The organism is Pseudomonas sp. 20-5, assembly GCF_056782835.1.
This window is the reverse complement of record NZ_CM165584.1, coordinates 6168708-6190477: the sequence shown is the minus strand read 5'-3', so window position 1 is coordinate 6190477 and position 21770 is coordinate 6168708. Positions and strand designations below refer to the sequence as shown.

General features: G+C 67.9%; 18 protein-coding genes. 11 read left to right on the top strand and 7 right to left on the bottom strand.

The window, feature by feature from the left end; all coding sequences use genetic code 11:
• The first annotated feature begins 30 nt into the window (after window positions 1-30).
• Entirely contained in the window at window positions 31-2232 is a 2202-nt protein-coding gene (locus AC1RB9_RS28530; protein WP_003162695.1) for a PA5441 family protein, read from the top strand.
• A complete protein-coding gene (locus tag AC1RB9_RS28525; protein WP_003096864.1) occupies window positions 2229-2954 on the top strand; it encodes a DUF3142 domain-containing protein in 726 nt (241 codons plus the stop codon). The genes AC1RB9_RS28530 and AC1RB9_RS28525 overlap by 4 nt, the downstream gene beginning before the upstream one ends.
• Here AC1RB9_RS28525 and trhP read toward each other — a convergent pair.
• Window positions 2948-4342 (bottom strand): prephenate-dependent tRNA uridine(34) hydroxylase TrhP, encoded by a 1395-nt coding sequence (gene trhP, locus AC1RB9_RS28520; RefSeq protein WP_003105560.1) that lies wholly within the window; start codon window positions 4340-4342, stop codon window positions 2948-2950. The genes AC1RB9_RS28525 and trhP overlap by 7 nt on opposite strands.
• Window positions 4343-4422: 80 nt before the next feature.
• Entirely contained in the window at window positions 4423-5889 is a 1467-nt protein-coding gene (zwf, locus tag AC1RB9_RS28515) for a glucose-6-phosphate dehydrogenase (protein ID WP_003096859.1), read from the bottom strand.
• Window positions 5890-5974: 85 nt separating this feature from the next.
• Here zwf and hexR point away from each other — a divergent pair, with 85 nt between their 5' ends.
• The gene (gene hexR / locus AC1RB9_RS28510; protein WP_003096857.1) at window positions 5975-6856 is read left to right on the top strand and encodes a transcriptional regulator HexR; all 882 of its coding nucleotides are present in this window, start codon (window positions 5975-5977) and stop codon (window positions 6854-6856) included.
• Between the two features lie 106 nt (window positions 6857-6962).
• Window positions 6963-7178, top strand: a complete 216-nt coding sequence (locus AC1RB9_RS28505; protein WP_003105559.1) for a PA3496 family putative envelope integrity protein — start codon at window positions 6963-6965, stop codon at window positions 7176-7178.
• Here the strand turns inward: AC1RB9_RS28505 and pycR are convergent.
• Window positions 7132-8067 carry a LysR family transcriptional regulator PycR gene (gene pycR / locus AC1RB9_RS28500; RefSeq protein ID WP_003121355.1) on the bottom strand — a complete coding sequence of 312 codons (936 nt, stop codon included), beginning with the start codon at window positions 8065-8067 and terminating at the stop codon, window positions 7132-7134. The two genes, AC1RB9_RS28505 and pycR, sit on opposite strands and share 47 nt — an antisense overlap.
• 213 nt (window positions 8068-8280) lie before the next feature.
• Here pycR and AC1RB9_RS28495 point away from each other — a divergent pair, with 213 nt between their 5' ends.
• From AC1RB9_RS28495 to mtr, 3 genes are all read left to right on the top strand, one after another.
• Window positions 8281-9696, top strand: coding sequence for an acetyl-CoA carboxylase biotin carboxylase subunit (locus AC1RB9_RS28495; RefSeq protein WP_003096848.1), 1416 nt, complete (start codon window positions 8281-8283; stop codon window positions 9694-9696).
• Window positions 9697-9711: 15 nt separating this feature from the next.
• On the top strand, window positions 9712-11535 hold the full coding sequence (oadA, locus tag AC1RB9_RS28490; RefSeq protein WP_003105555.1) for a sodium-extruding oxaloacetate decarboxylase subunit alpha: 1824 nt from the start codon (window positions 9712-9714) through the stop codon (window positions 11533-11535).
• Window positions 11536-11715: 180 nt separating this feature from the next.
• Window positions 11716-12969 carry a tryptophan permease gene (mtr, locus tag AC1RB9_RS28485; protein WP_003096841.1) on the top strand — a complete coding sequence of 418 codons (1254 nt, stop codon included), beginning with the start codon at window positions 11716-11718 and terminating at the stop codon, window positions 12967-12969.
• A gap of 24 nt (window positions 12970-12993) precedes the next feature.
• Here mtr and AC1RB9_RS28480 read toward each other — a convergent pair whose 3' ends face one another.
• Window positions 12994-13668 (bottom strand): GNAT family N-acetyltransferase, encoded by a 675-nt coding sequence (locus AC1RB9_RS28480; RefSeq protein WP_003096837.1) that lies wholly within the window; start codon window positions 13666-13668, stop codon window positions 12994-12996.
• An 8-nt stretch (window positions 13669-13676) separates the two neighbouring features.
• Complete coding sequence (locus AC1RB9_RS28475; protein WP_003096834.1) at window positions 13677-14126, bottom strand: GNAT family N-acetyltransferase; 450 nt, start codon at window positions 14124-14126, stop codon at window positions 13677-13679.
• Window positions 14127-14253: 127 nt separating this feature from the next.
• On the opposite strand from AC1RB9_RS28475, the gene pdxR reads away from it, so the two are divergent.
• Window positions 14254-15729, top strand: a complete 1476-nt coding sequence (gene pdxR, locus AC1RB9_RS28470; protein WP_003136388.1) for a MocR-like pyridoxine biosynthesis transcription factor PdxR — start codon at window positions 14254-14256, stop codon at window positions 15727-15729.
• Between the two features lie 36 nt (window positions 15730-15765).
• Window positions 15766-16980, top strand: coding sequence for a YeeE/YedE family protein (locus tag AC1RB9_RS28465; protein WP_003106317.1), 1215 nt, complete (start codon window positions 15766-15768; stop codon window positions 16978-16980).
• A gap of 363 nt (window positions 16981-17343) precedes the next feature.
• Here AC1RB9_RS28465 and aspA read toward each other — a convergent pair whose 3' ends face one another.
• Complete coding sequence (aspA, locus tag AC1RB9_RS28460) at window positions 17344-18768, bottom strand: aspartate ammonia-lyase (RefSeq protein WP_003096822.1); 1425 nt, start codon at window positions 18766-18768, stop codon at window positions 17344-17346.
• Window positions 18769-18943: 175 nt separating this feature from the next.
• Between aspA and AC1RB9_RS28455 the strand changes: the two genes are divergently transcribed.
• Window positions 18944-19852: a LysR substrate-binding domain-containing protein gene (locus AC1RB9_RS28455; protein ID WP_003096819.1), complete on the top strand. Its 909-nt coding sequence runs from the start codon at window positions 18944-18946 to the stop codon at window positions 19850-19852.
• A 36-nt stretch (window positions 19853-19888) separates the two neighbouring features.
• Here AC1RB9_RS28455 and adhP read toward each other — a convergent pair whose 3' ends face one another.
• A complete protein-coding gene (gene adhP / locus AC1RB9_RS28450; RefSeq protein WP_003096816.1) occupies window positions 19889-20917 on the bottom strand; it encodes an alcohol dehydrogenase AdhP in 1029 nt (342 codons plus the stop codon).
• A 347-nt stretch (window positions 20918-21264) separates the two neighbouring features.
• Here adhP and purE point away from each other — a divergent pair, with 347 nt between their 5' ends.
• On the top strand, window positions 21265-21756 hold the full coding sequence (purE, locus tag AC1RB9_RS28445) for a 5-(carboxyamino)imidazole ribonucleotide mutase (RefSeq protein WP_003106314.1): 492 nt from the start codon (window positions 21265-21267) through the stop codon (window positions 21754-21756).
• Window positions 21757-21770 lie beyond the last annotated feature (14 nt).

The window sequence follows — 21770 nt, the reverse complement described above, 5'->3', positions numbered from 1 at the left end:
CTTTCGACTCCCACGAATTAAGGACGATTCATGCGCTCGAAGCCGCTTCTTCCCGCCCTCCTGCTGGTGGGCGCCGGTCTCTCCCCGCTGGCCCAGGCCAGCAGCGACGACTCCTGCTATCCCGATTGGTCGCTGGTCGGCGGCGGTGTCTGCGATACCCTGCCGTTCCTCGCCCCGGGCAACGACACCCGCGCCAACCTGCGCCTGCTGCTGGCCGACGCCGGCCACTGGCGGCTGGTGGAGGCGCCGCCGTCGGAGGAAGAGAAGCTCGAAGGCTACGGCCTGGTACCGTTCGGCCTGTTCCGCCTGCTGCCCGGCGACGGCAGCCAGCCGCCCGCGCTGCCGGCGGCGAGCGAGGCCGAGACACCGCCGCCTGCGCCAGCGCCCTCGCCGCTCGCCGAACTGGCCCGGCAGATGGGCGCCGAAGCGCTACCGGAAAAGATCGCCGGCGCCGAATTCTTCGAGGGCGAGGGCAGCCGCTGCCGCAGCAACGACCAGGACAGCGCGCTGGCGTTTCTTCGCCAGGTGCGTGACGCCGGGCTGGGCGAGGCGGAGACCAAGGCCCTGGCCAACAGCCGCCTGGACCTGCTCGGTGCCTGCGGCTGGGAACAAGAGGAACTGGGCGGTGTGCTCGCGCAAGGCGTCGAGTCGGCCGCAGGCAAGGCCTTCGCCACGTACCTGGAGGCTGCGGCCAACTTCTACAGCGGTCGCTTCGACGAAGCCGAACAGGGCTTCAAGGCGTTGCAGGACGTGTCGCAGCCCTGGCTGAAGGAAACCGCCCTGTACCTGCAGGCGCGCACCCTGCTCAACGCCGCCCAGCAGAACGCCTTCGACGACATGGGCTTCCCCGAGCTGCAGAATGTCGACAAGGCTCGCCTGGAACAGACCCGCAGCGCCCTCGAGGCCTACCTGCAGGCGTATCCGAAGGGGCTCTACGCCGCCTCGGCCAAGGGCTTGCAACGGCGCGTGCATTGGCTGGCCGGCGACCAGAAGCTGCTGGCCCAGGACTATGCCGCGCAATTCGCCGAAGCCGAGCAAGGGCAGCGCAACATGGCCCTGGAAGACCTGGTCCAGGAGGTCGACAACAAGCTCCTGACCGGTATCCAGCTCGGCGACATCCAGACTCCGCTGCTGCTGGCGGTGGCCGACCTGGTGCAGATGCGCGCCCACGATCCGTCGACCCCGCGCAGCTTCACCTGGGAAACGCTGCAGGCCCAACAGGCCAGCTTCGCCGCGCATCCCGAACTGTTCGCCTACCTGCAGGCGGCCTATCGCTTCTATGTCGACCAGGATCCGGCGAAGACCCTCGAAGCGCTGCCGCAAAAGGTCGGCAGCCTCGACTACGTCGGCTTCAGCCAGCAGACCCTGCGCGGGCTGGCGCTGGAGCAGCAGAAGGACTGGAAAGCCGCCGAGGCGCTCTGGCTGGAACTGTTGCCGCAGGCCGCGCAGCCGTACCAGAAGGGCCAGTTGCAGCTGGCCCTGGCGCTCAACTACGAGCGCAGCGGCCAGTTGGAAAAGGTCTTCGCCGAAGGTTCGCCGGTCCAGGAGCCGCTGCTGCGCAGCATCCTCCTGCGCAACGTCGCCGACGCCGCGCTGTTGCGCCGCCAGGCCAAGCAGGGCGCGACGGCGGAAGAGCGCGATACCGCGCTGTTCACTCTCCTTTACAAGGACCTGCGCCGCAGCCGCTTCGCCGACTTCGGCAAGGACTTCGCGCTGCTCGGCGAAACCCCCTCGCAGACCAAGCTGGGCACCAGCCTCGGCTATGTCTACGGCGCCGGCAACAGCCTGGAGCTGTTCCGCTGGAAGGGCGACAAGGCCGAGTCCGGCTACGTTTGCCCGGCCATCGCCGAGTCGGCCGCGGCGCTGGCCGCCGATGACAAGGACCCGAAGGGCCTGAACTGCCTGGGCGAATTCATCCTGCGCAACGGTCTCGACGGCATGCCGCTGGACAGCCAGCCCGAGGCCAACGAGCTGGGCGGCACCCCGAGCGGCTTCAAGGGCGAGGTGTACTCCCGGCTGGATGGCTATCGCCTGGTCATGGACAACCCCAAGGCTCCGCGCGAAGACAAGGCCTACGCGCTGTTCCGCGCGATCAACTGCTTCGCCCCGGCCGGCTACAACACCTGCGGCCAGCAGGACATCCCGCAGGCCGAGCGCAAGCAATGGTTCCGTACGCTCAAGTCGACCTACGCCGACAGCTCCTGGGCCAAGGAACTGAAGTACTACTGGTGAGGCGCTGGCGAGCCTGGCTGGCGGGCCTGTTGCTGGGCCTGCCGCTGTTGCCGTCCGTCGAGGCCGCGGTGCGCGCCGAGGACTACGGCGCCTTCTGGCTGTGGAGCGGCGTCGCGCCGCAGCCGGTGCTGGCGCGGGCCGAGACGCTGTACATCCTGCAGGGACAGATCAGCCAGTCGCGCCGGCGCCCCGGCGAGGGCGTGCGGCTGATCGCCCAGGGCATCTCGGTGCCGCGCCTGGCGCGGGGTGAGGTCTGGGTGGTGTACCGCGCCCATACCCTGCGCTGGACGCCGCAGATCTACCAGGCCGTGCTGAACCAGGTGCAGCGCTGGAAGCGTGCCGGCAACCCGGTGGTCGGCATCCAGATCGACTTCGATGCGCGTACCCGCTACCTCGACGAGTACGTCGATTTCCTCCGCGACCTGCGCCGGCGCCTGCCCCGCGAATACCGCTTGAGCATCACCGGGTTGCTCGACTGGGGCAGCAACGCCGAGCCGGCGGCGATCAACCGGCTCAAGGGCGTGGTCGACGAAGTGGTGGTGCAGACCTACCAGGGGCGCCACAGCATTCCCAACCACGCCGCCTACCTCCCGCGGGTCAGCCGCCTGCAACTGCCGTACCGGATCGGCCTGGTCCAGGGCGGCGACTGGCAAGCCCCCGACTACCTGGAAAAGAGCCCCTGGTTCAGGGGCTACGTGGTGTTCCTGCTCAACCCTCAGTGAGCGCAGCCGCAAGCGCCCTTGCCGGCACACCCGCCGCTGCGTTCGGCCTGCGGCTGGCGGGTATCCTGGCCGGGCTGGAGATCGCGCATCAGTAGCGCGTAGCACAGGTCCAGGCCTTCCGGCAGCGCCAGGTAGACCACGTGGCCATTGCCCGGCGCCACCTCGATGGCCTCGCCGGCGGCGTTGCGCAGGTCCTCCACGCGCAGGCTCAGGTTGCCTCGCGGAGTCATCAGTTCGACGCTGTCGCCGCGCTGGAAGCGGTTCTTCACCTCCACCTCGGCCAGTCCGTCGCGGCGTTCGCCGGTGAGTTCGCCGACGAACTGCTGGCGCTCGGACAACGAATGGCCGTGCTGGTAGTTCTGGTACTCGTCGTGCACGTGGCGGCGCAGGAAGCCCTCGGTGTAGCCGCGGTGGGCGAGGGACTCCAGGGTGTCCATCAGGCCGCGGTCGAACGGCTTGCCGGCCGCCGCGTCGTCGATCGCCTGGCGGTAGACCTGGGCGGTGCGCGCCACGTAGTAGTGGGATTTGGTGCGGCCCTCGATCTTCAGCGAGTGCACGCCGATCCGCGCCAGCCGCTCGACGTGCTGCACGGCGCGGAGGTCCTTGGAATTCATGATGTAGGTGCCGTGTTCGTCCTCGAAGGCGGCCATCGGTTCGCCGGGACGGTTGCCTTCCTCGAGGAGGAACACCTGCTCGGTCGGCGCGCCGCGTCCCAGGGTCGGCTCCCGCGCCACCACGTTGCCCAGCTCGTCCTCGCGGCCCTCCACCGCCTTGTATTCCCAGCGGCAGGCATTGGTGCAGGTGCCCTGGTTGGGGTCGCGGCGGTTGATGTAGCCGGACAGCAGGCAGCGCCCGGAATAGGCCATGCACAAGGCGCCGTGGACGAACACTTCCAGCTCCATGTCCGGCACCTGCTGGCGGATTTCCTCGATCTCCTCCAGCGACAGCTCGCGGGAAAGGATCACCCGGGTCAGGCCCTGCTGCCGCCAGAATTGCACCGCGGCCCAGTTCACCGCGTTGGCCTGCACCGACAGGTGGATGGGCATCTGCGGGAAATGCTGGCGAACCAGCATGATCAGGCCGGGATCGGACATGATCAGCGCATCCGGACCCATGGCGACCACCGGCTCCAGGTCGCGCAGGAAGGTTTTCAGCTTGGCGTTGTGCGGGGCGATGTTGACCACCACGTAGAAGCGCTTGCCAAGTGCGTGGGCCTCGGCGATGCCTTCGGCCAGTTGGGCGTGGTCGAAATCGTTGTTGCGCACCCGCAGGCTGTAGCGCGGCTGCCCGGCGTAGACGGCATCGGCGCCGTAGGCGAAGGCATAGCGCATGCTTTTCAGGGTGCCGGCGGGGCACAGCAGTTCGGGGCGGAGGGTGGTGGCGGTCATGGTTCGGGCTCGCAACGACGTGGGCGCGCGACTCTAGCCGAGCGCGCGCCGGGCGATCCTGAGCCGGATCAATGTCCGCGTCATTCCAGCCAGCGTCGACCCTGCAGTTCCAGCAGCAGTTGCGCCTGTTCCGGGCCGTTGCTGCCGGCCGGGTAGGGCCGCGGGCTCTGGTAGTGCTCGCGCCAGCCGGCGAGGATCGGGTCGACCCAGCCCCAGGCGGCCTCTACCTCGTCGCGGCGCATGAACAGCGTCGAGTCGCCCTCGATCACGTCCAGCAGCAGGCGCTCGTAGGCGTCCCAGCGCCGCTTGTTGCGGCTGAGGGCCTCGGCCAGGTTGAGGTCCAGCTCCACCGGTTCCAGTTGCATGCCCTTGCCCGGGGTCTTGGCCATCAGTTGCACGCTGATCCGCTCCTCCGGCTGCAACCTTATCCACAGGCGGTTGGCCGGCCCGCCGCCGCCGTCGATCAGGCTGTGCGGCACCGGCTTGAACTGGATGACGATTTCCGAGCACTTGCGCGCCATGCGCTTGCCGGTGCGCAGGTAGAACGGCACCCCGGCCCAGCGCCAGTTCTCGACCTCGGCCTGGAGCGCGACGAAGGTCTCGGTATCGCTGTCGTTGTCGACGTTCTTCTCGAAGTAGTACGCCGGCACCTCCTGGCCGCCGATCCTGCCGGCGGCGTACTGGCCGCGTACCGTCTTGTCCTGCACGTCGAGCCCGGAGATCGGCTTCAGCGCCTGCAGCACCTTGAGCTTCTCGTTGCGCACAGCCTCGGCGTCGAAACGCACCGGCGCCTCCATCGCCACCAGGCAGAGCAACTGGAGCAGATGGTTCTGCACCATGTCGCGCATCGCCCCGGCGTGGTCGTAGTAGCCGCCACGGTTCTCCACGCCAAGGGTCTCGTTGACGCTGATCTGCACATGGTCGATGTGCGCCGCGCGCCAGACCGGCTCGAACAACGCATTGGCGAAGCGCAGGGCCATCAGGTTCTGCACGGTTTCCTTGCCCAGGTAGTGGTCGATGCGGAACACCCGCGACTCGTCGAACACCCGGCCGATGGACTGGTTGATCGCCCTCGCCGAGTCCAGCGAATGGCCCAGCGGTTTTTCCAGCACGATGCGCGCTTGCGGCCCGGCGAGGCCGGCGATGGAGAGGTTCTGCGCGATCGGCGCGAACAGGCTCGGCGAGGTCGCCAGGTAGTGCACCAGCACCCGGCCCTCGCTGCTCTTCAGGTGCCGCGCGAGACGGCCGAAGTCGGCGCTCTGCGAGGCGTCCATGGCCAGGTAGTCGAGGCGCGCGGCGAAGCCTTTCCATTGTTCGGCGGCGAACTCGCTGCGCGCCACCACCGCGCGGACGTTGCGCTCGGCGAGGGCGAGGAAGGCGGCGTTGTCCAGCGCGCTGCGGGCGAGGGCGAAGATCCGTGTATCGGCCGGCAGGCGGTCCTCCCGGTGCAGGCGATAGAGCGCCGGCAGCAGCTTGTGCAGGGCCAGGTCGCCGGTACCGCCGAAGACCAGGATGTCGCAGGACGTTGGAGTGGCTGGTGTACTCAAGGCAAGCTCCCGACGGCGTTGGCTGGGCGTGGCTGACTGTTTGTAGTATAACTACAAGGTTACTACAGAGAATCGAGCCCAGCCTGTGAACCTGCTGCAGCACATAGCCCAGTCCCGCCAACAGCTCCGCAAGTCGGAACTCAAGGTCGCCGATCACGTTCTCAACGATCCGGCGTCGGTCATGCACAGCTCCATGGCCGAACTGGCCCATGGGGTCGGGGTCAGCGAGCCGACCATCGTGCGCTTCTGCCGCGCCATCGGCTGCAGCGGCTTCCAGGACCTCAAGCTGAAGCTGGCGCAGAGCCTGGCGGCCGGCGCCAGCTTCGGCCAGTTCTCGATCCATGAGAGCGACTCGGTGGCCGACTTCAGCCTGAAGATCTTCGACACCACGCTGCACAGCCTGATGGAAGTCCGCGAGCACCTGGACACCCACGCCCTGGAGCGCGCCATCGCCGCCATCGCCCACGCCCAGCGCGTGGAGTTCTACGGCTTCGGCGCTTCCGGCGCGGTGGCCTCGGATGCCCAGCACAAGTTCTTCCGCCTGCTGCTGTCGGCGGCGGCCTACTCCGACCCGCACATGCAGGCGATGTCGGCGGTGACCCTCAAGCCCAGCGACGTGGCCATCTGCATTTCCCAGTCGGGTCGCTCGAAGGACCTGCTGATCACCGCCAACCTGGTGCGCGAGGCCGGCGCCACGCTGATCACCCTGTGCCCGAGCCAGACCCCGCTGGCCGACCTGGCCACGGTCAACCTGGCGATCGACGTGCACGAGGACACCGACATCTACACCCCGCTGACCTCGCGCATCGCCCACCTGGTGGTGATCGACGTGCTGGCGATGGGCGTGGCCATGGCCCGCGGCCCGGACCTGGTCAACCACCTCAAGAGCGTCAAGCGCAGCCTGCGCAGCCTGCGCCTGTCGCCGAAGGTGATGAAGAACCAGGAAGAGCGCGGCGAGCCGTCCTGAGGCGCCGCCGGGAAGGCATAACGCAGTCTTCACCGGCTTGCCGCCAAACCGTCACATTGCTGCGCGATGCTCGCGACTCCAGCCAGTCGGCCATGGGAGACGCGAGATGCCCCGTCATAGCGATGCCAATGCCCAGCACGTGGATTCGAAAACCCGCCGCAAGCTCGAAGACCAGCGGCGCATGCAATTCCGCCGGGCGATCGAGGACCACTGCGAAGAACTGCGCCTGCGCCAGGAACTGGCCGACTACCCCGAGCTGGTAGCCGCCGCCTACCTCAGCTCGAACCGCCAGGGCCGGCGAAGCGCCCAGCGAGCTGGCTGATCAGCGCCCGCTCCTCGCGGACGAAGGCGACGAACGCCTGGGCCACCGGGCTCAGGCGCTTGCCCTTGGCGTGCACCAGGCACCAGCTGCGATAGAGCGGCAATTCCTCCACCGGTAGTTCGCGCAGCAGGCCGTTGGCCAGTTCCTGGTGCGCCGCATGGCGCGGCAGCAGGGCCAGGCCGAGGCCGGCGATCACCCCTTCGCGCAGGGACTCCAGCGAGGCGATCTCCTGGATCTGCGAGAAGTGCGCGCGGCGTTGCTGGAAGAACTCCTCGCAAGCCTTGCGGGTGCCGGAGCCCGGTTCGCGGACCAGTAGCGGGAAGGGCTCCAGGTCCTTCAGGGCCAGCTTCGCGGCGTTGCACAGCGGATGGTCCGGCGGCGCCACGGCGATGATCGGGTTGTTCAGGAAGGGCAGGAACTCCAGGGCCATGTCCTGCGGTACCAGGGACATGATCACCAGGTCGTCGCGGTTGTCGGCCAGGCGCTTGATCACCTGGGTGCGGTTGACCACCGTCAGGCTCAGGCTGACTTCCGGATGCAGGTTCTGGAACGCCTTGAACAGGTGCGGGGTGATGTACTTGGCGCTGGACTCCACCGCCAGGCGCAACTGGCCCTGCAGCGAGCCCTTCAGGTCCGAGAGCTGCATGTCCAGGCTTTCCAGGCGCTGGAACAGGTCGGTGCTGGTCTTCAGCAGGGCTTCGGCGGCATCGGTCAGGTAGAGCTTCTTGCCGACGTACTCGAACAGCGGCTGGCCGACCAGCTCTTCCAGTTGGCGGATCTGCAGGCTGACCGCCGGCTGGGTCAGGGCCATTTCCTCCGCCGCCCGGCTGTAGGAGCGGCTCTCGCATACGGCACGAAAAACCTGAAGCTGCCGTAATGTCATACGCATCAACGACTTACGCATTCCAGTCACACTCTGACCGAGATCGGTCGGGCGACTATAAAGCTTTTCTAATGGCTATCCCAATAATTATTGATTTTTGTTAATCACCCTCACGGGGGTAGGGTAAAAGCGCGACCGGGAGCTGCCTGCCGGTCATGCAGCGACCGGAATATCCGGATCGACCGTACCAGGTTCCCAACCCCGAAGAGGGAGACCTCCGTGATCAAGAAGATCCTGATCGCCAACCGCGGCGAGATTGCCGTCCGCATCGTGCGCGCCTGCGCCGAGATGGGCATCCGCTCGGTGGCCGTCTACTCCGAGGCCGATCGCCACGCGCTGCACGTCAAGCGCGCCGACGAAGCCCACAGCATCGGCGCGGACCCGCTGGCCGGCTACCTCAACCCGCGCGCCCTGGTGAACCTGGCGGTGGAAAGTGGCTGCGACGCCCTGCACCCCGGCTATGGCTTCCTCTCGGAAAATGCCGAGCTGGCGGAAATCTGCGCCGAGCGCGGTATCAAGTTCATCGGCCCGTCGGCGCAAGTGATCCGCCGCATGGGCGACAAGACCGAAGCCCGCCGCAGCATGATCGCCGCCGGCGTGCCCTGCACCCCCGGCACCGAAGGCAACGTCGCCGATCTCGCCGAGGCCCTGCGCGAAGCCGAGCGGATCGGCTACCCGGTGATGCTCAAGGCCACCTCCGGCGGCGGCGGTCGCGGCATCCGTCGCTGCAACAGCCGCGAGGAGCTGGAACAGGCGTTCCCGCGGGTGATCTCCGAGGCGACCAAGGCCTTCGGCAGCGCCGAGGTATTCCTCGAGAAGTGCATCGTCAATCCCAAGCACATCGAGGCGCAGATCCTCGCCGATTCCTTCGGCAACACCGTGCACCTGTTCGAGCGCGACTGCTCGATCCAGCGCCGCAACCAGAAGCTCATCGAGATCGCCCCGAGCCCGCAGCTCACCCCCGAGCAGCGCGCCTATATCGGCGACCTGGCGGTGCGCGCGGCCAAGGCGGTGGGCTACGAGAACGCCGGCACCGTGGAGTTCCTGCTCGCCGACGGCGAGGTGTACTTCATGGAGATGAACACCCGGGTCCAGGTGGAGCACACCATCACCGAGGAGATCACCGGCATCGACGTGGTCCGCGAGCAGATCCGCATCGCTTCCGGGCTGGAGCTGTCGGTCAAGCAGGACGACATCGTCCATCGCGGCTACGCCCTGCAGTTCCGCATCAACGCCGAGGACCCGAAGAACAACTTCCTGCCCTCGTTCGGCAAGATCACCCGCTACTACGCCCCCGGCGGCCCCGGCGTGCGTACCGACACGGCGATCTACACCGGCTACACCATCCCGCCGTACTACGACTCGATGTGCCTGAAGCTGATCGTCTGGGCGCTGACCTGGGAAGAGGCCCTCGATCGCGGCCTGCGCGCCCTCGACGACATGCGCGTGCAGGGGGTCAAGACCACCGCGCCGTACTACCAGGAAATCCTCCGCAACCCGGAATTCCGCAGCGGCCAGTTCAACACCAGCTTCGTCGAAAGCCACCCGGAACTGACCCAGTACTCGATCAAGCGCAACCCGTCGCACCTGGCCATCGCCATCGCCACCGCCATCGCGGCCCACGCCGGCCTGTAAGGGAAGGAGCAGAACATGAGCAACACCATCCAAGCGAAGAAGACCGGCGTCACCGATACCATCCTGCGCGATGCCCACCAGTCGCTGCTGGCGACCCGCATGCGCACCGAGGACATGCTGCCGATTTGCGACAAGCTCGACCGCGTCGGCTACTGGTCGCTGGAAGTCTGGGGCGGCGCCACCTTCGACGCCTGCGTGCGCTTCCTCAAGGAAGACCCGTGGGAACGCCTGCGCAAGCTCAAGGCGGCGCTGCCCAACACCCGCCTGCAGATGCTCCTGCGCGGGCAGAACCTGCTCGGCTACCGCCACTACAGCGACGATGTGGTGCGCGCCTTCGTCGCCAAGGCGGCGGTCAACGGCATCGACGTGTTCCGCATCTTCGACGCGATGAACGACGTGCGTAACCTGCGCGTCTCCATCGAGGCGGTGAAGGCCGCCGGCAAGCACGCCCAGGGCACCATCTGCTACACCACCAGCCCGGTGCACACCATCGAGGCCTTCGTCGCCCAGGGCAAGGCGATGGCCGACATGGGCGTCGACTCCATCGCCATCAAGGACATGGCCGGCCTGCTCACCCCCTATGCCACCGGCGACCTGGTCAAGGCCCTGAAGGACGCCCTGCCGCTGGACGTGGTGGTGCATTCCCATGACACCGCCGGTGTCGCCAGCATGTGCCAGCTCAAGGCCGTGGAAAACGGCGCCGACCGTATCGACACGGCGATCTCCAGCATGGCCTGGGGCACCAGCCACCCGGGCACCGAGTCGATGGTCGCGGCGCTGCGCGGTACCCCCTACGACACCGGCCTGGACCTGGAGCTGATCCAGGAGATCGGCATGTACTTCCACGCGGTGCGCAAGAAGTACCACCAGTTCGAGAGCGAATTCACCGGCGTGGATACCCGCGTGCAGGTCAACCAGGTGCCGGGCGGGATGATTTCCAACCTGGCCAACCAGCTCAAGGAGCAGGGCGCGCTGAACCGTATGGGCGAGGTGCTCGAGGAAATCCCGCGGGTCCGCGCCGACCTCGGTTTCCCGCCGCTGGTGACGCCGACTTCGCAGATCGTCGGCACCCAGGCGTTCTTCAACGTGCTCGCCGGCGAGCGCTACAAGACCATCACCAACGAAGTGAAGCTGTACCTGCAGGGCCGTTATGGCAAGGCCCCCGGCGAGGTCAACGAGCAACTGCGGCGCCAGGCCATCGGCAGCGAGGAAGTCATCGACGTGCGCCCGGCCGACCTGATCAAGCCGGAGCTGAACAAGCTGCGCAGCGAGATCGGCAACCTGGCCAAGTCCGAGGAAGACGTACTCACCTACGCGATGTTCCCGGACATCGGGCGCAAGTTCCTCGAAGAGCGTGAGGCCGGCACCCTGAAGCCCGAGGAACTGCTGCCGATTCCCACCGGCAAGGGCGTCGCCGCCGCTGGCGCGGAAGGCACCCCGACCGAGTTCGTCATCGACGTGCACGGCGAGACCTACCGCGTCGACATCACCGGGGTCGGCGTGAAGAGCGACAACAAGCGGCACTTCTACCTGTCCATCGACGGCATGCCGGAAGAAGTGGTGTTCGAGCCGCTCAACGAATATGTCGCCGGCTCCGCCAGCGGCCGCAAGCATGCCAGCGAGCCGGGCCACGTCAGCACCACCATGCCGGGCAACATCGTCGACGTGCTGGTGAAGGAAGGCGATAGCGTCAAGGCCGGCCAGGCGGTGTTGATCACCGAGGCGATGAAGATGGAAACCGAGGTCCAGGCCGGCATCGCCGGTACGGTCAAGGCGATCCACGTGGCCAAGGGCGACCGGGTCAACCCGGGCGAGATCCTGATCGAGATTGCGGGCTGACCGCGACAGACGGTTAAAGTCCCTGGGGGAGCATGATGCTCCCCTTTTTTTATCGGCATCGGTTGCCGCGTCGGCCGGCTGTTCGCCCTGCCAGGGTGCGCCCGGCGCGCGCGCCGCCTAGAATGCCGCCTCTGCCCAACGGCGCGTCGCGCCGCAGGCGCTGACTATCGGGAAGTCCAGGTGTCGTCCTCTCCAGCTCAAACGCCCAGCCGCCGGCCCTCGCTGCTCGGCGGTTCGATGATCATCGCCGGCACCGCCGTCGGCGCCGGAATGTTCTCCCTGCCCATCGCCATGTCCGGCATCTGGTTCGGCTGGTCGGTGGCGGTGTTCCTGCTCACCTGGTTCTGCATGCTGCTGTCGGGGATGATGATCCTCGAGGCCAACCTCAACTACCCGGTGGGCTCGAGCTTCTCGACCATCACCCGTGACCTGCTCGGCCAGGGCTGGAATGTGGTCAACGGGCTGAGCATCGCCTTCGTCCTCTATATCCTCACCTATGCCTATATCTCCGGCGGCGGCTCGATCATCGGCTACACCCTGTCCAGCGGCCTCGGCGTGACCCTGCCGGAAAAGCTCGCCGGGCTGCTGTTCGCCCTGGCGGTGGCGCTGGTGGTGTGGTGGAGCACCCGCGCGGTGGACCGCATCACCACGCTGATGCTCGGCGGCATGATCATTACCTTCGGCCTCTCCATCAGCGGCCTGCTCGGGCGCATCCAGCCGGCGATCCTGTTCAACAGCGGCGAGCCGGACGCGGTCTACTGGCCCTACCTGCTGGCGACCCTGCCGTTCTGCCTGACTTCCTTCGGTTACCACGGCAACGTGCCGAGCCTGATGAAGTACTACGGCAAGGACCCGCAGCGGATCAGCCGTTCGCTGTGGATCGGCACCCTGATCGCCCTGGCCATCTACCTGCTGTGGCAGGCCAGCACCCTGGGCACCATCCCGCGCGAGCAGTTCAAGGGCATCATCGCCGGCGGCAGCAACGTCGGCACCCTGGTGGAATATCTGCACCGGATCACCGCGTCGGATTCGCTGAACGCGTTGCTCACCACCTTCTCCAACCTGGCGGTGGCCAGCTCCTTCCTCGGCGTGACCCTCGGCCTGTTCGACTACCTGGCCGACCTGTGCAGGTTCGACGACAGCCACTTCGGGCGCTTCAAGACCGCGTTGCTGACCTTCGTCCCACCGACCATCGGCGGGCTGCTGTTCCCCAACGGCTTCATCTACGCCATCGGTTTCGCCGGGCTGGCCGCGGCGTTCTGGGCGGTGATCGTTCCGGCGCTGATGGCGCGGGCCTCGCGCAAGCGCTTCGGCAGCCCGCTGTTCCGCGCCTGGGGCGGCACGCCGGCGATCGTGCTGGTGCTGCTGTTCGGCGTGGCCAACGCGGTCGCGCACATCCTGGCCAGCCTGCACTGGCTGCCGGAGTACCGTTGAGCGACCGGCAGTCCCTGCCAGGGGCTAGTCGCGCAGCGCCTCCAGCGTCTGCCGCTGGCGGCCTTCGGCGTCGAAGTTGGAAGGATCGAGCCAGCGCTCGAACGCCGCCTGTCGCGCCGGCCATTCGCTGTCGAGCAGGGAGAACCAGGCGGTGTCGCGGTTGCGCTGCTTGACCACCATGTGCTGGCGGAAGGTGCCTTCGTAGGTGAAGCCCAGGCGCTCGGCGGCGCGCATCGAACGGGCGTTGCCGGCATTGCACTTCCACTCCAGGCGGCGGTAGCCGAGGCGGCCGAGGGCGAGTTCGGCGAGCAGGTAGACCGCCTCGGTAGACCCCGGTGTGCGCTGCATAGGCGCGCCGAAGGCGATATGGCCGATTTCGATGACGCCATCCTTCGGCGTGATCCGCAGGTAGCTGAGCAGGCCGACGGCGCGCTGCGTGCGCCGCTCGCGCACGGCGAAGAACAGCGGGTCGCGGCTGGCCGCCTGGCCGGCCAGCCAGGCGTCGAACGCCGGGCGCTCGGCGAACGGGCCGTAGGCCAGGTATTCCCACAGCAACGGGTCGGCGCCAGGCCCTTGCAGGGCGTCCCACAGGTCGTCGCCGTGGCGTTGCGGATCGAGCGGTTCGAGCTTGACGAAGCGGCCGTCGAGCGGGGCGTGGGGTGGAGTGGCGACGGGGCGCCAGTTCAAGGGTTCGCGCATGGTGGGCCTCAGAGAATCCTGCGGTACTGAAGGAAACCGGACTTGTCGGCGATGCGCTCGTACAGCTTCATCGCGTCGCTGTTGCTCTCGTGGGTCAGCCAGTGCACCCGCGAACAGCCAGCGGCGCCGGCCTCGGCGTAGACATGCTCGATCAGCCGGCGCCCTATGCCTTCGCCGCGCAGGCCCTCGGCGACGAACAGGTCCTGCAGGTAGCAGTAGTCGCCGACGGTCCAGCAGGAGCGGTGGTAGATCCAGTGCACCAGGCCCACGGCGCGCTCGTCGAGCCAGGCGAGGGCGGCGTTCATCGGTTCGTCGGCGTCGAGGAAGCGCTGCCAGGTGGCGTCGCTGGTAGCGGCGGCGATCTCGGTCTTGTAGAAGCGCTGGTAGCCCTCCCACAGCGGCAGCCAGGCGGCGTGGTCGCCGGCGCCGACGGGACGAATCTGCAGGGATGTGCTCATGGCTCGGTTCCATGTCCGGGTAAAGGTGCCTCCAGACTAGGCCGGGAAATGGTCCGCTAGAAGATCCATTGCTGGTCAATTCCACAGGTCCAATCCACACTGGCGCTTTCTTCCCTCCGAGACCGCCATGGCCACCGTACTGCCCTTCGACGCCGCCGGCATCCACCTCGACCCCGCCCAGGGCCTGGCCCGCCAGCTCTACGCCGCGCTGCGCGAACGGATCCTCGACGGCCGCCTCGGCAGCCGCACGCGGATGCCCGCCAGCCGCGAGCTGGCCCAGGCCCTGAAGGTCTCGCGCAACACCGTGGTGCGGGCCTATGAACAGTTGCACGCCGAGGGCTATATCGACGGGCGCACAGGCGACGGCACCTACGTTGCCGAGTTGCAGGAAATCCCAGGCAGGGCCCCCGCCGTCGCCCCGAGCGCTCCCGCGCCGCGCGGCCCGGCGGCCCTGGCGCCGCCACCGGAAGGCGCGCCGCGAGCGTTCCGCGTCGGCGTGCCGGCCTTCGACCTGTTCCCCTTCGACACCTGGGCGCGGCTACAGGCGCGCTTCTGGCGCAACCCGCCGGCGGACTGCCTGGGCTACGGCGACCCGGCCGGCGAGGCGCGCCTGCGCGAGCTGATCGCCGCCTACCTGCGCAGCGCGCGCGGCCTGCGCTGCGAGGCGGAACAGGTGATCGTCACCCATGGCGCGCAGCAGGCCATCCGTCTGTGCGCCCAGGTGTTGCTCGAGAACGGCGATCCGGTGGCTGTGGAAAACCCTGGCTACCGCGCGGCGCGCCTGGCCTTCGCCGCGACCGGCGCGGTACCGCACGGGATCGACCTCGACGCCGAGGGGCTGCGCAGCGACCGGCTCGCGGGCATTGCCGGCTGCCGCCTGGCCTATGTCACGCCGTCACACCAGTACCCCACCGGCGTCACCCTGTCGCTGGCGCGGCGCCTGGAGCTGCTGGAGTGGGCCGAGCGCGCCGACGGTTGGATCGTCGAGGACGACTACGACGGCGAGTATCGCTACAGCGGTACGCCGCTGGCGCCGCTGGCCGCGCTGGACCGACAGGGCCGGGTGCTCTACGTCGGGACCTTCTGCAAGATCGCCTTCCCGGCGTTGCGCCTGGGCTATCTGGTGGTCCCGCCGGCGCTGGTCGAGCGCTTCCGCCAGCGGCGGGCCATCGAGGTACGCCATTCGGAGGTGGGCACCCAGCGGGTCATGGCCGACTTCATCGCCGAGGGGCATTTCCAGCGCCACGTCCGCCGCATGCGCCGCGCCGCCCGCGCCCGCCGCGACGCCTTGCTGCGGGGCTGGCCAGAGGCGCCGGGTTGCCAGCCGTTGCCGGCGGTGGAGGCGGGGCTGCACCTGTGCGTGCGGGTCGACAGCCTGGCGCGGGAGCGGGCCCTGATCGCCGCGGCGGCAGCCGCCGGGGTGGAAGTCAGCGCCTTGAGCGACTACTGGATGGACGACTCCAGCGTTGCGCCAGACGACCGCGCGGGCCTGGTGCTGGGCTTCGCGGCAGTACCCGAGGCGCGTATCGATGAGGCGCTGCGGGCGTTGCGCAAGGCCTGGCGGCGGGAGGCCCTGGTTGGACCCGTCGTCGCGACTGACTAGAATGCCCCCGGATCACCCTCGCGCCCAGGAGTAGCCATGAGTGTCGCCCTTTCCGCCGCGCCCGAGCGCAAGCTCGCCGCCCCCCTGATCGCCTTCGCCCTGCTGGTGCTCGGCGGGCTGTTCCTGTTCAACGCGGTCAGCGCGCGCCAGGCCATCCTCTTCATCGTCGGCGGCGCCCTGGGCCTGACCCTCTACCATGCCGCCTTCGGCTTCACCTCCGCCTGGCGGGTATTCATCCGCGAACGGCGCGGCGCCGGGCTGCGTGCGCAGATGGTGATGCTGGCGCTGGCGGTGCTGCTGTTCTTCCCGGCGCTGGCGGCGGGCAGCCTGTTCGGCCAGCCGGTGAGCGGTTTCGTCTCGCCGGTTGGCACTTCGGTGATCGTCGGCGCCTTCATTTTCGGCATCGGCATGCAACTGGGCGGCGGCTGCGCCTCCGGCACCCTGTTCACCGTCGGCGGCGGCAACGCGCGGATGCTGGTGACCCTGCTGTTCTTCATCCTCGGCTCGCTGATCGCCACCCAGCATGTCGGCTGGTGGTTCGCCCTGCCGTCGCTGCCGCCGATCTCGCTGGTCGCCGAACTGGGCCTGGCACCGGCGCTGGTGTTGAGCCTGGCGGTGTTCATCGGCATCGCCGGGGTCACGGTACGCATGGAGAAGGCCCGCCACGGCACCCTGGAAACCCCGCCGAGCGCCGAATGGCGGGGTTGGCGGCGCTTCCTCCGCGGCCCCTGGCCGCTGGTCTGGGGCGCGTTGGCGCTGGCGCTGCTCAACTTCCTCACCCTGTACCTCGCCGGACGCCCCTGGGGCATCACGTCGGCCTTCGCCCTGTGGGGCGCGAAGATCGCCCAGGGCGTGGGCCTGGACGTCGGCGCCTGGGCCTTCTGGCAGACGCCGGCGAACGCCAAGGCGCTGGCCGCGCCGCTGTGGGAAGACATCACCAGCGTGATGGACATCGGCATCGTCCTCGGCGCGCTGCTCGCCGCCGGCCTGGCCGGACGCTTCGCGCCGAACCTGGACATCCCGCGCCGTTCGCTGGCGGCGGCGGTGATCGGCGGGCTGCTGCTCGGCTACGGCGCGCGCCTGGCCTATGGCTGCAACATCGGCGCGTATTTCAGCGGGATCGCGTCCGGCAGCCTGCATGGCTGGTTGTGGTTGGTGGCGGCGTTTGCCGGCAACAGCGTCGGGGTACGGGTATTGAGGCCCTATTTCTTCCCGGAGGAGCGGCGGGAGCAAGGGTTGACGGGGTGTTGAGAGGGGATATGCCTTCGTAGGACGTATGACGCGGACGTTATCCACAGGTGAGCGCAGCCACACAACACCTCGGCAACGGGGAAGATCTGCGGGCCGTCTTGAGCGGTGAAAAAAAGAAGGGACACCGCAGGTCGCCGTGTCCCTCAGAGTGTAGAGAGGGAAAGTTGGTATCCCTCTCGACCGGTGAGCGTGGCGCCGCGGCTGGGCCGGGGCGCCGGGTATAAAAGAAGGGATGAAGGGTATCCATCCCTAAAGGTCGAGGGGGTAGTACTCCCCCTCTACCGGTGAGCCTTCTTCGATCGGCTGCGCTGCGGCCCGGCTGCGTCGATAGCCGGACCTGGGCGCGCTCGATCTCGTATCGGATCAGGCGCGCAGTGGAATCAGGCGCGGCGCGATCATGTTTTCCGGCAGCAGGATGTCGGCCAGGGTGGCTTCGTCCAGCAGCTTTTCCTCGCGTACCAGTTCCAGTACGCCGCGGCCGCTCTCAAGGGCGGTCTTGGCGATCCGCGTGGAGTTCTCGTAGCCGATGTACGGGTTCAGCGCGGTGACCAGGCCGATGCTGTGCTCGACCAGTTCGTGGCAGCGCTCGACGTTGGCGGTGATGCCGGTGATGCAGTGCTCGCGGAGCATGTCCATGGCGCGTTGCAGCAGGCGGATCGAGTCGAAGATCTTGTAGGCGATCAGCGGCTCCATCACGTTCAGTTGCAACTGGCCGCCTTCGGCCGCCAGGGTCAGGGCGAGGTCGTTGCCGATCACTTCGAAGGCGACCTGGTTGACCGCTTCCGGGATCACCGGGTTGACCTTGCCCGGCATGATCGAACTGCCCGGCTGGCGCGGCGGCAGGTTGATCTCGTTGATGCCGGTGCGCGGGCCGCTGGAGAGCAGGCGCAGGTCGTTGCAGATCTTCGACAGCTTGACCGCGGTGCGCTTGAGCATGCCGGAGAACAGCACGAAGGCGCCCATGTCGGAGGTGGCTTCGATCAGGTCGGCGGCCGGCTTCAGCGGCTGCCCGCTGATGGCGGCCAGGCGCTCGACGGCGAGCTTCTGGTAGCCGGGGTCGGCGTTGATGCCGGTGCCGATGGCGGTGCCACCGAGGTTCACTTCGGTGAGCAGCTCCGGCGCCAGGCGACGCAGGCGGTCGAGGTCTTCGCCGAGGGTGGTGGCGAAAGCGTGGAATTCCTGGCCGAGGGTCATCGGCACGGCGTCCTGCAACTGGGTGCGGCCCATCTTCAGTACGCCGGCGAATTCGACGCCCTTGGCGGCGAAGGCCTGGATCAGGCTGTCGAGGCTGGCCAGCAGGGTGTCGTGGCCGAGCAGCAGGCCCAGGCGGATGGCGGTCGGGTAGGCGTCGTTGGTCGACTGCGCCATGTTCACATCGTTGTTCGGGTGCAGGTACTTGTACTCACCCTTGGTGTGGCCCATGGCTTCCAGCGCGATGTTCGCGATCACTTCGTTCGCGTTCATGTTGGTGGAGGTGCCGGCGCCGCCCTGGATCATGTCCACCACGAACTGCTCGTGGAAATCGCCGCGGATCAGGCGGGCGCAGGCCTCGCTGATGGCGGCGTGCTTGTCTTCCGGGAGATGGCCGAGCTGACGGTTGGCGTCGGCGGCGGCCTGCTTGACCATGGCCAGGGCAACGACCAGCTTCGGGTAGTGCGACAGCGGCACCCCGGAGAGGCGGAAGTTGTTCACGGCGCGCAGGGTCTGGATGCCGTAGTAGGCGTCAGCGGGCACTTCGAGGGTGCCGAGCAGGTCTTTCTCGATACGGGAAGATGCAACGGGGGACATGACGGGATTTGTCTCAGAGGGACACGGCCAGTGCCGCGATGCCCACTAGACTAAGGATGTGACGATTTCGTGGCCAATGCTGTTAAACGCTGCCTCATGCACAAACGGCATAATGTTGGATGTGACGCTGGTATGATGGCGGACGTGTCATCGCATTACCGGAGCCTTTCCCGTCGTGAACCTCGAACTGAAGTGGCTGGAGGATTTCATCGCCCTGGCCGGCACCCGCAGCTTTTCCCAGGCGGCGGAGAAACGCTTCGTCACCCAGCCGGCCTTCAGCCGGCGCATTCGCAGCCTGGAGGACGCCCTCGGCCTGACCCTGGTGAATCGCCAGCGCACGCCGGTGGAACTGACCGAGGCCGGGCAGTTGTTCCTGGTCACCGCGCGCAGCGTGGTCGAGCAGCTCGGCCAGGTGGTGCGCCACCTGCACCACCTGGAAGGCGGGCAGGGCGAGGTGCTGCAGTTCGCCGCCGCCCACTCGCTGGCGCTGGGCTTCTTCCCGCAGTGGATCGCGCGGCTGCGCAACGAGGGGCTGAACATCGCCAGCCGGCTGATCGCCACCAACGTCGGCGAGGCGGTGCATTCCCTGCGCGAGGGTAGCTGCGACCTGATGCTGGCGTTCTACGACCCTGACGCCGCGTTGCAGATGGACCCGGAGATCTTCCCCTCGCTGCACCTGGGGCGCACCGAGATGCTGCCGGTTTGCGCGGTGAACGCCGAGGGCCAGCCGCTGTTCGACCTGGAGAACGGCCAGAGCGTGCCGCTGCTCGCCTACAGCGCCAGCGCCTTCCTCGGCCGCGGGGTCAACCTGCTGCTGCGCCAGCGCAACCTGCGCTACACCACGGTCTACGAGACGGCGATGGCCGACAGCCTGAAGAGCATGGCGCTGCAAGGCATGGGCGTGGCCTGGGTGCCACGGCTGAGCGTGGTCAACGAACTGGAGCGCGGTGAGCTGGCGATCTGTGGCGGGCCGCAATGGTTCGTGCCGCAGGAAATCCGCCTGTACCGCTGCGCGCTGGTACGCAAGGCGGCGATCCGCCTGCTCTGGCGCAAGCTGGAAGGCGGGCTGGGCAGCGTCGAGTAGACAGGCAAGGGCGGCGCCGGGACGCCGCCCCGCAGGTCACATCTCGAGGACGATGCGCCCCTCGATCTGCCCGGCGCGCATCTGGTCGAGGATCTGGTTGATGTCGTCCAGCTTGCCCGGATGGATGGTCGCCTTGACCAGGCCTTCGCCGGCAAAGTCGAGGGCTTCCTGAAGGTCCGCGCGGGTGCCGACGATTGAGCCGGCGATGTGCAGGCCCTTGAGCACCACGTCGAAGATCGGCGTCGGGAAGTCACCCGGCGGCAGGCCGACCAGGGCGATGGTGCCGCCGCGGCGCGCCATGCCGATGGCCTGGCCGAAGGCGCTGTTGGATACCGCGGTGACCAGCACCCCGTGGGCGCCGCCGATGTCGCGCTGGAGCACCTCCACCGGGTCTTCCTGCCGGGCGTTGACCGTCAGGCTGGCACCGAGCTTGCGCGCCAGTTCCAGCTTGGCGTCGTCGATGTCGATGGCGGCGACGTGCAGGCCCATGGCCCTGGCGTACTGCACGGCGACGTGGCCGAGGCCACCGATGCCGGAGATCGCCACCCACTGGCCGGGGCGCGCGTTGGTCTGCTTGAGCCCCTTGTAGACGGTGACGCCGGCGCAGAGGATCGGCGCGATTTCAGCGAATTCGACGTTTTTCGGCAGAATTCCGACGTAGTTCGGGTCGGCCAATACGTATTCGGCATAGCCGCCGTTCACCGAGTAGCCGGTGTTCTGCTGGCTCTCGCAGAGGGTCTCCCAGCCGGTCAGGCAGTGCTCGCAGCAGCCGCAGGCGGTGTACAGCCAGGGGATGCCGACCCGGTCGCCTTCCTTCACCCGGGTCACTCCGCTGCCCACCGCGGCGACGTAGCCGACGCCTTCGTGACCGGGAATGAACGGCAACGGCGGCTTCACCGGCCAGTCGCCCTCGGCGGCGTGCAGGTCGGTGTGGCAGACGCCGGAGGCTTCGATCTTCACCAGTACCTGCCCGGGGCCGGGCAGCGGAACCTTGACTTCCTCGATCCGCAGCGGCGCGCCGTAGGCGTGCACGACTGCGGCTTTCATGGTCTGTGGCAGGGTCATGGTCATCTCCTTGGACGGGGCTGAGCGCCTGTCGCGGCGCCTTTGACGGGCACCGCGACAGGCTGCGGAACCGGCGCGGCCGCCGCTCCCTCGGAGCGCGCCGCGACAACCAGTCTGGCCGCTCGTGGCAGGCGCGCATTGAGTTGCGGCAAGTTTCCCGCCATGGCGCGAAAAAACGGGACGGACGGTAGCCCCCGGCGCGCGCCCGGCCTGCCTTTGCGGTATACTGCGCCGCCTTCGAACCGGCACTGCCCGCCGGCTCGGCCCAGTACAAGCCACGCCCCTCGACGAAGCGTGGCTTGTTGGTTTCTGACGCGCCGGACGGCGCATTTGAGAGAGGCACGACGATGAGCGCACTGGTTGGCGTGATCATGGGTTCCAAATCGGACTGGAGCACCCTCAGTCACACCGCGGACATGCTGGACAAGCTGGGCATCCCCTACGAAGTGAAGGTGGTTTCCGCCCACCGCACCCCGGACCTGCTCTTCCAGTACGCCGAGGAAGCCGAAGGCCGCGGCCTCGAAGTGATCATCGCCGGCGCTGGCGGCGCCGCCCACCTGCCGGGCATGTGCGCGGCCAAGACCCACCTGCCGGTACTCGGCGTGCCTGTACAGTCGTCGATGCTGTCGGGTGTCGACTCGCTGCTCTCCATCGTGCAGATGCCCGCCGGCGTACCGGTCGCCACCCTGGCCATCGGCAAGGCCGGCGCGGTCAACGCGGCGCTGCTCTCGGCGAGCATCCTCGGCGCCAAGCACCCGCAGTACCACGAGGCGCTGAAGCAGTTCCGCGCCAACCAGACCGAAACCGTGCTGGACAATCCCGACCCGCGCGATGCGTGAGACAGGCTCTGAGA

Excerpts from the sequence above, each read along its gene's own strand:
- oadA (WP_003105555.1), top strand. The coding sequence starts at position 9,712 with ATGAGCAACACCATCCAAGCGAAGAAGACCGGCGTCACCGATACCATC.
- adhP (WP_003096816.1), bottom strand. The coding sequence starts at position 20,917 with ATGACCCTGCCACAGACCATGAAAGCCGCAGTCGTGCACGCCTACGGC.
- AC1RB9_RS28465 (WP_003106317.1), top strand. The coding sequence starts at position 15,766 with ATGAGTGTCGCCCTTTCCGCCGCGCCCGAGCGCAAGCTCGCCGCCCCC.
- pycR (WP_003121355.1), bottom strand. The coding sequence starts at position 8,067 with ATGCGTATGACATTACGGCAGCTTCAGGTTTTTCGTGCCGTATGCGAG.
- pdxR (WP_003136388.1), top strand. The coding sequence starts at position 14,254 with ATGGCCACCGTACTGCCCTTCGACGCCGCCGGCATCCACCTCGACCCC.
- AC1RB9_RS28475 (WP_003096834.1), bottom strand. The coding sequence starts at position 14,126 with ATGAGCACATCCCTGCAGATTCGTCCCGTCGGCGCCGGCGACCACGCC.
- AC1RB9_RS28530 (WP_003162695.1), top strand. The coding sequence starts at position 31 with ATGCGCTCGAAGCCGCTTCTTCCCGCCCTCCTGCTGGTGGGCGCCGGT.
- AC1RB9_RS28480 (WP_003096837.1), bottom strand. The coding sequence starts at position 13,668 with ATGCGCGAACCCTTGAACTGGCGCCCCGTCGCCACTCCACCCCACGCC.
- aspA (WP_003096822.1), bottom strand. The coding sequence starts at position 18,768 with ATGTCCCCCGTTGCATCTTCCCGTATCGAGAAAGACCTGCTCGGCACC.
- trhP (WP_003105560.1), bottom strand. The coding sequence starts at position 4,342 with ATGACCGCCACCACCCTCCGCCCCGAACTGCTGTGCCCCGCCGGCACC.
- AC1RB9_RS28505 (WP_003105559.1), top strand. The coding sequence starts at position 6,963 with ATGCCCCGTCATAGCGATGCCAATGCCCAGCACGTGGATTCGAAAACC.
- purE (WP_003106314.1), top strand. The coding sequence starts at position 21,265 with ATGAGCGCACTGGTTGGCGTGATCATGGGTTCCAAATCGGACTGGAGC.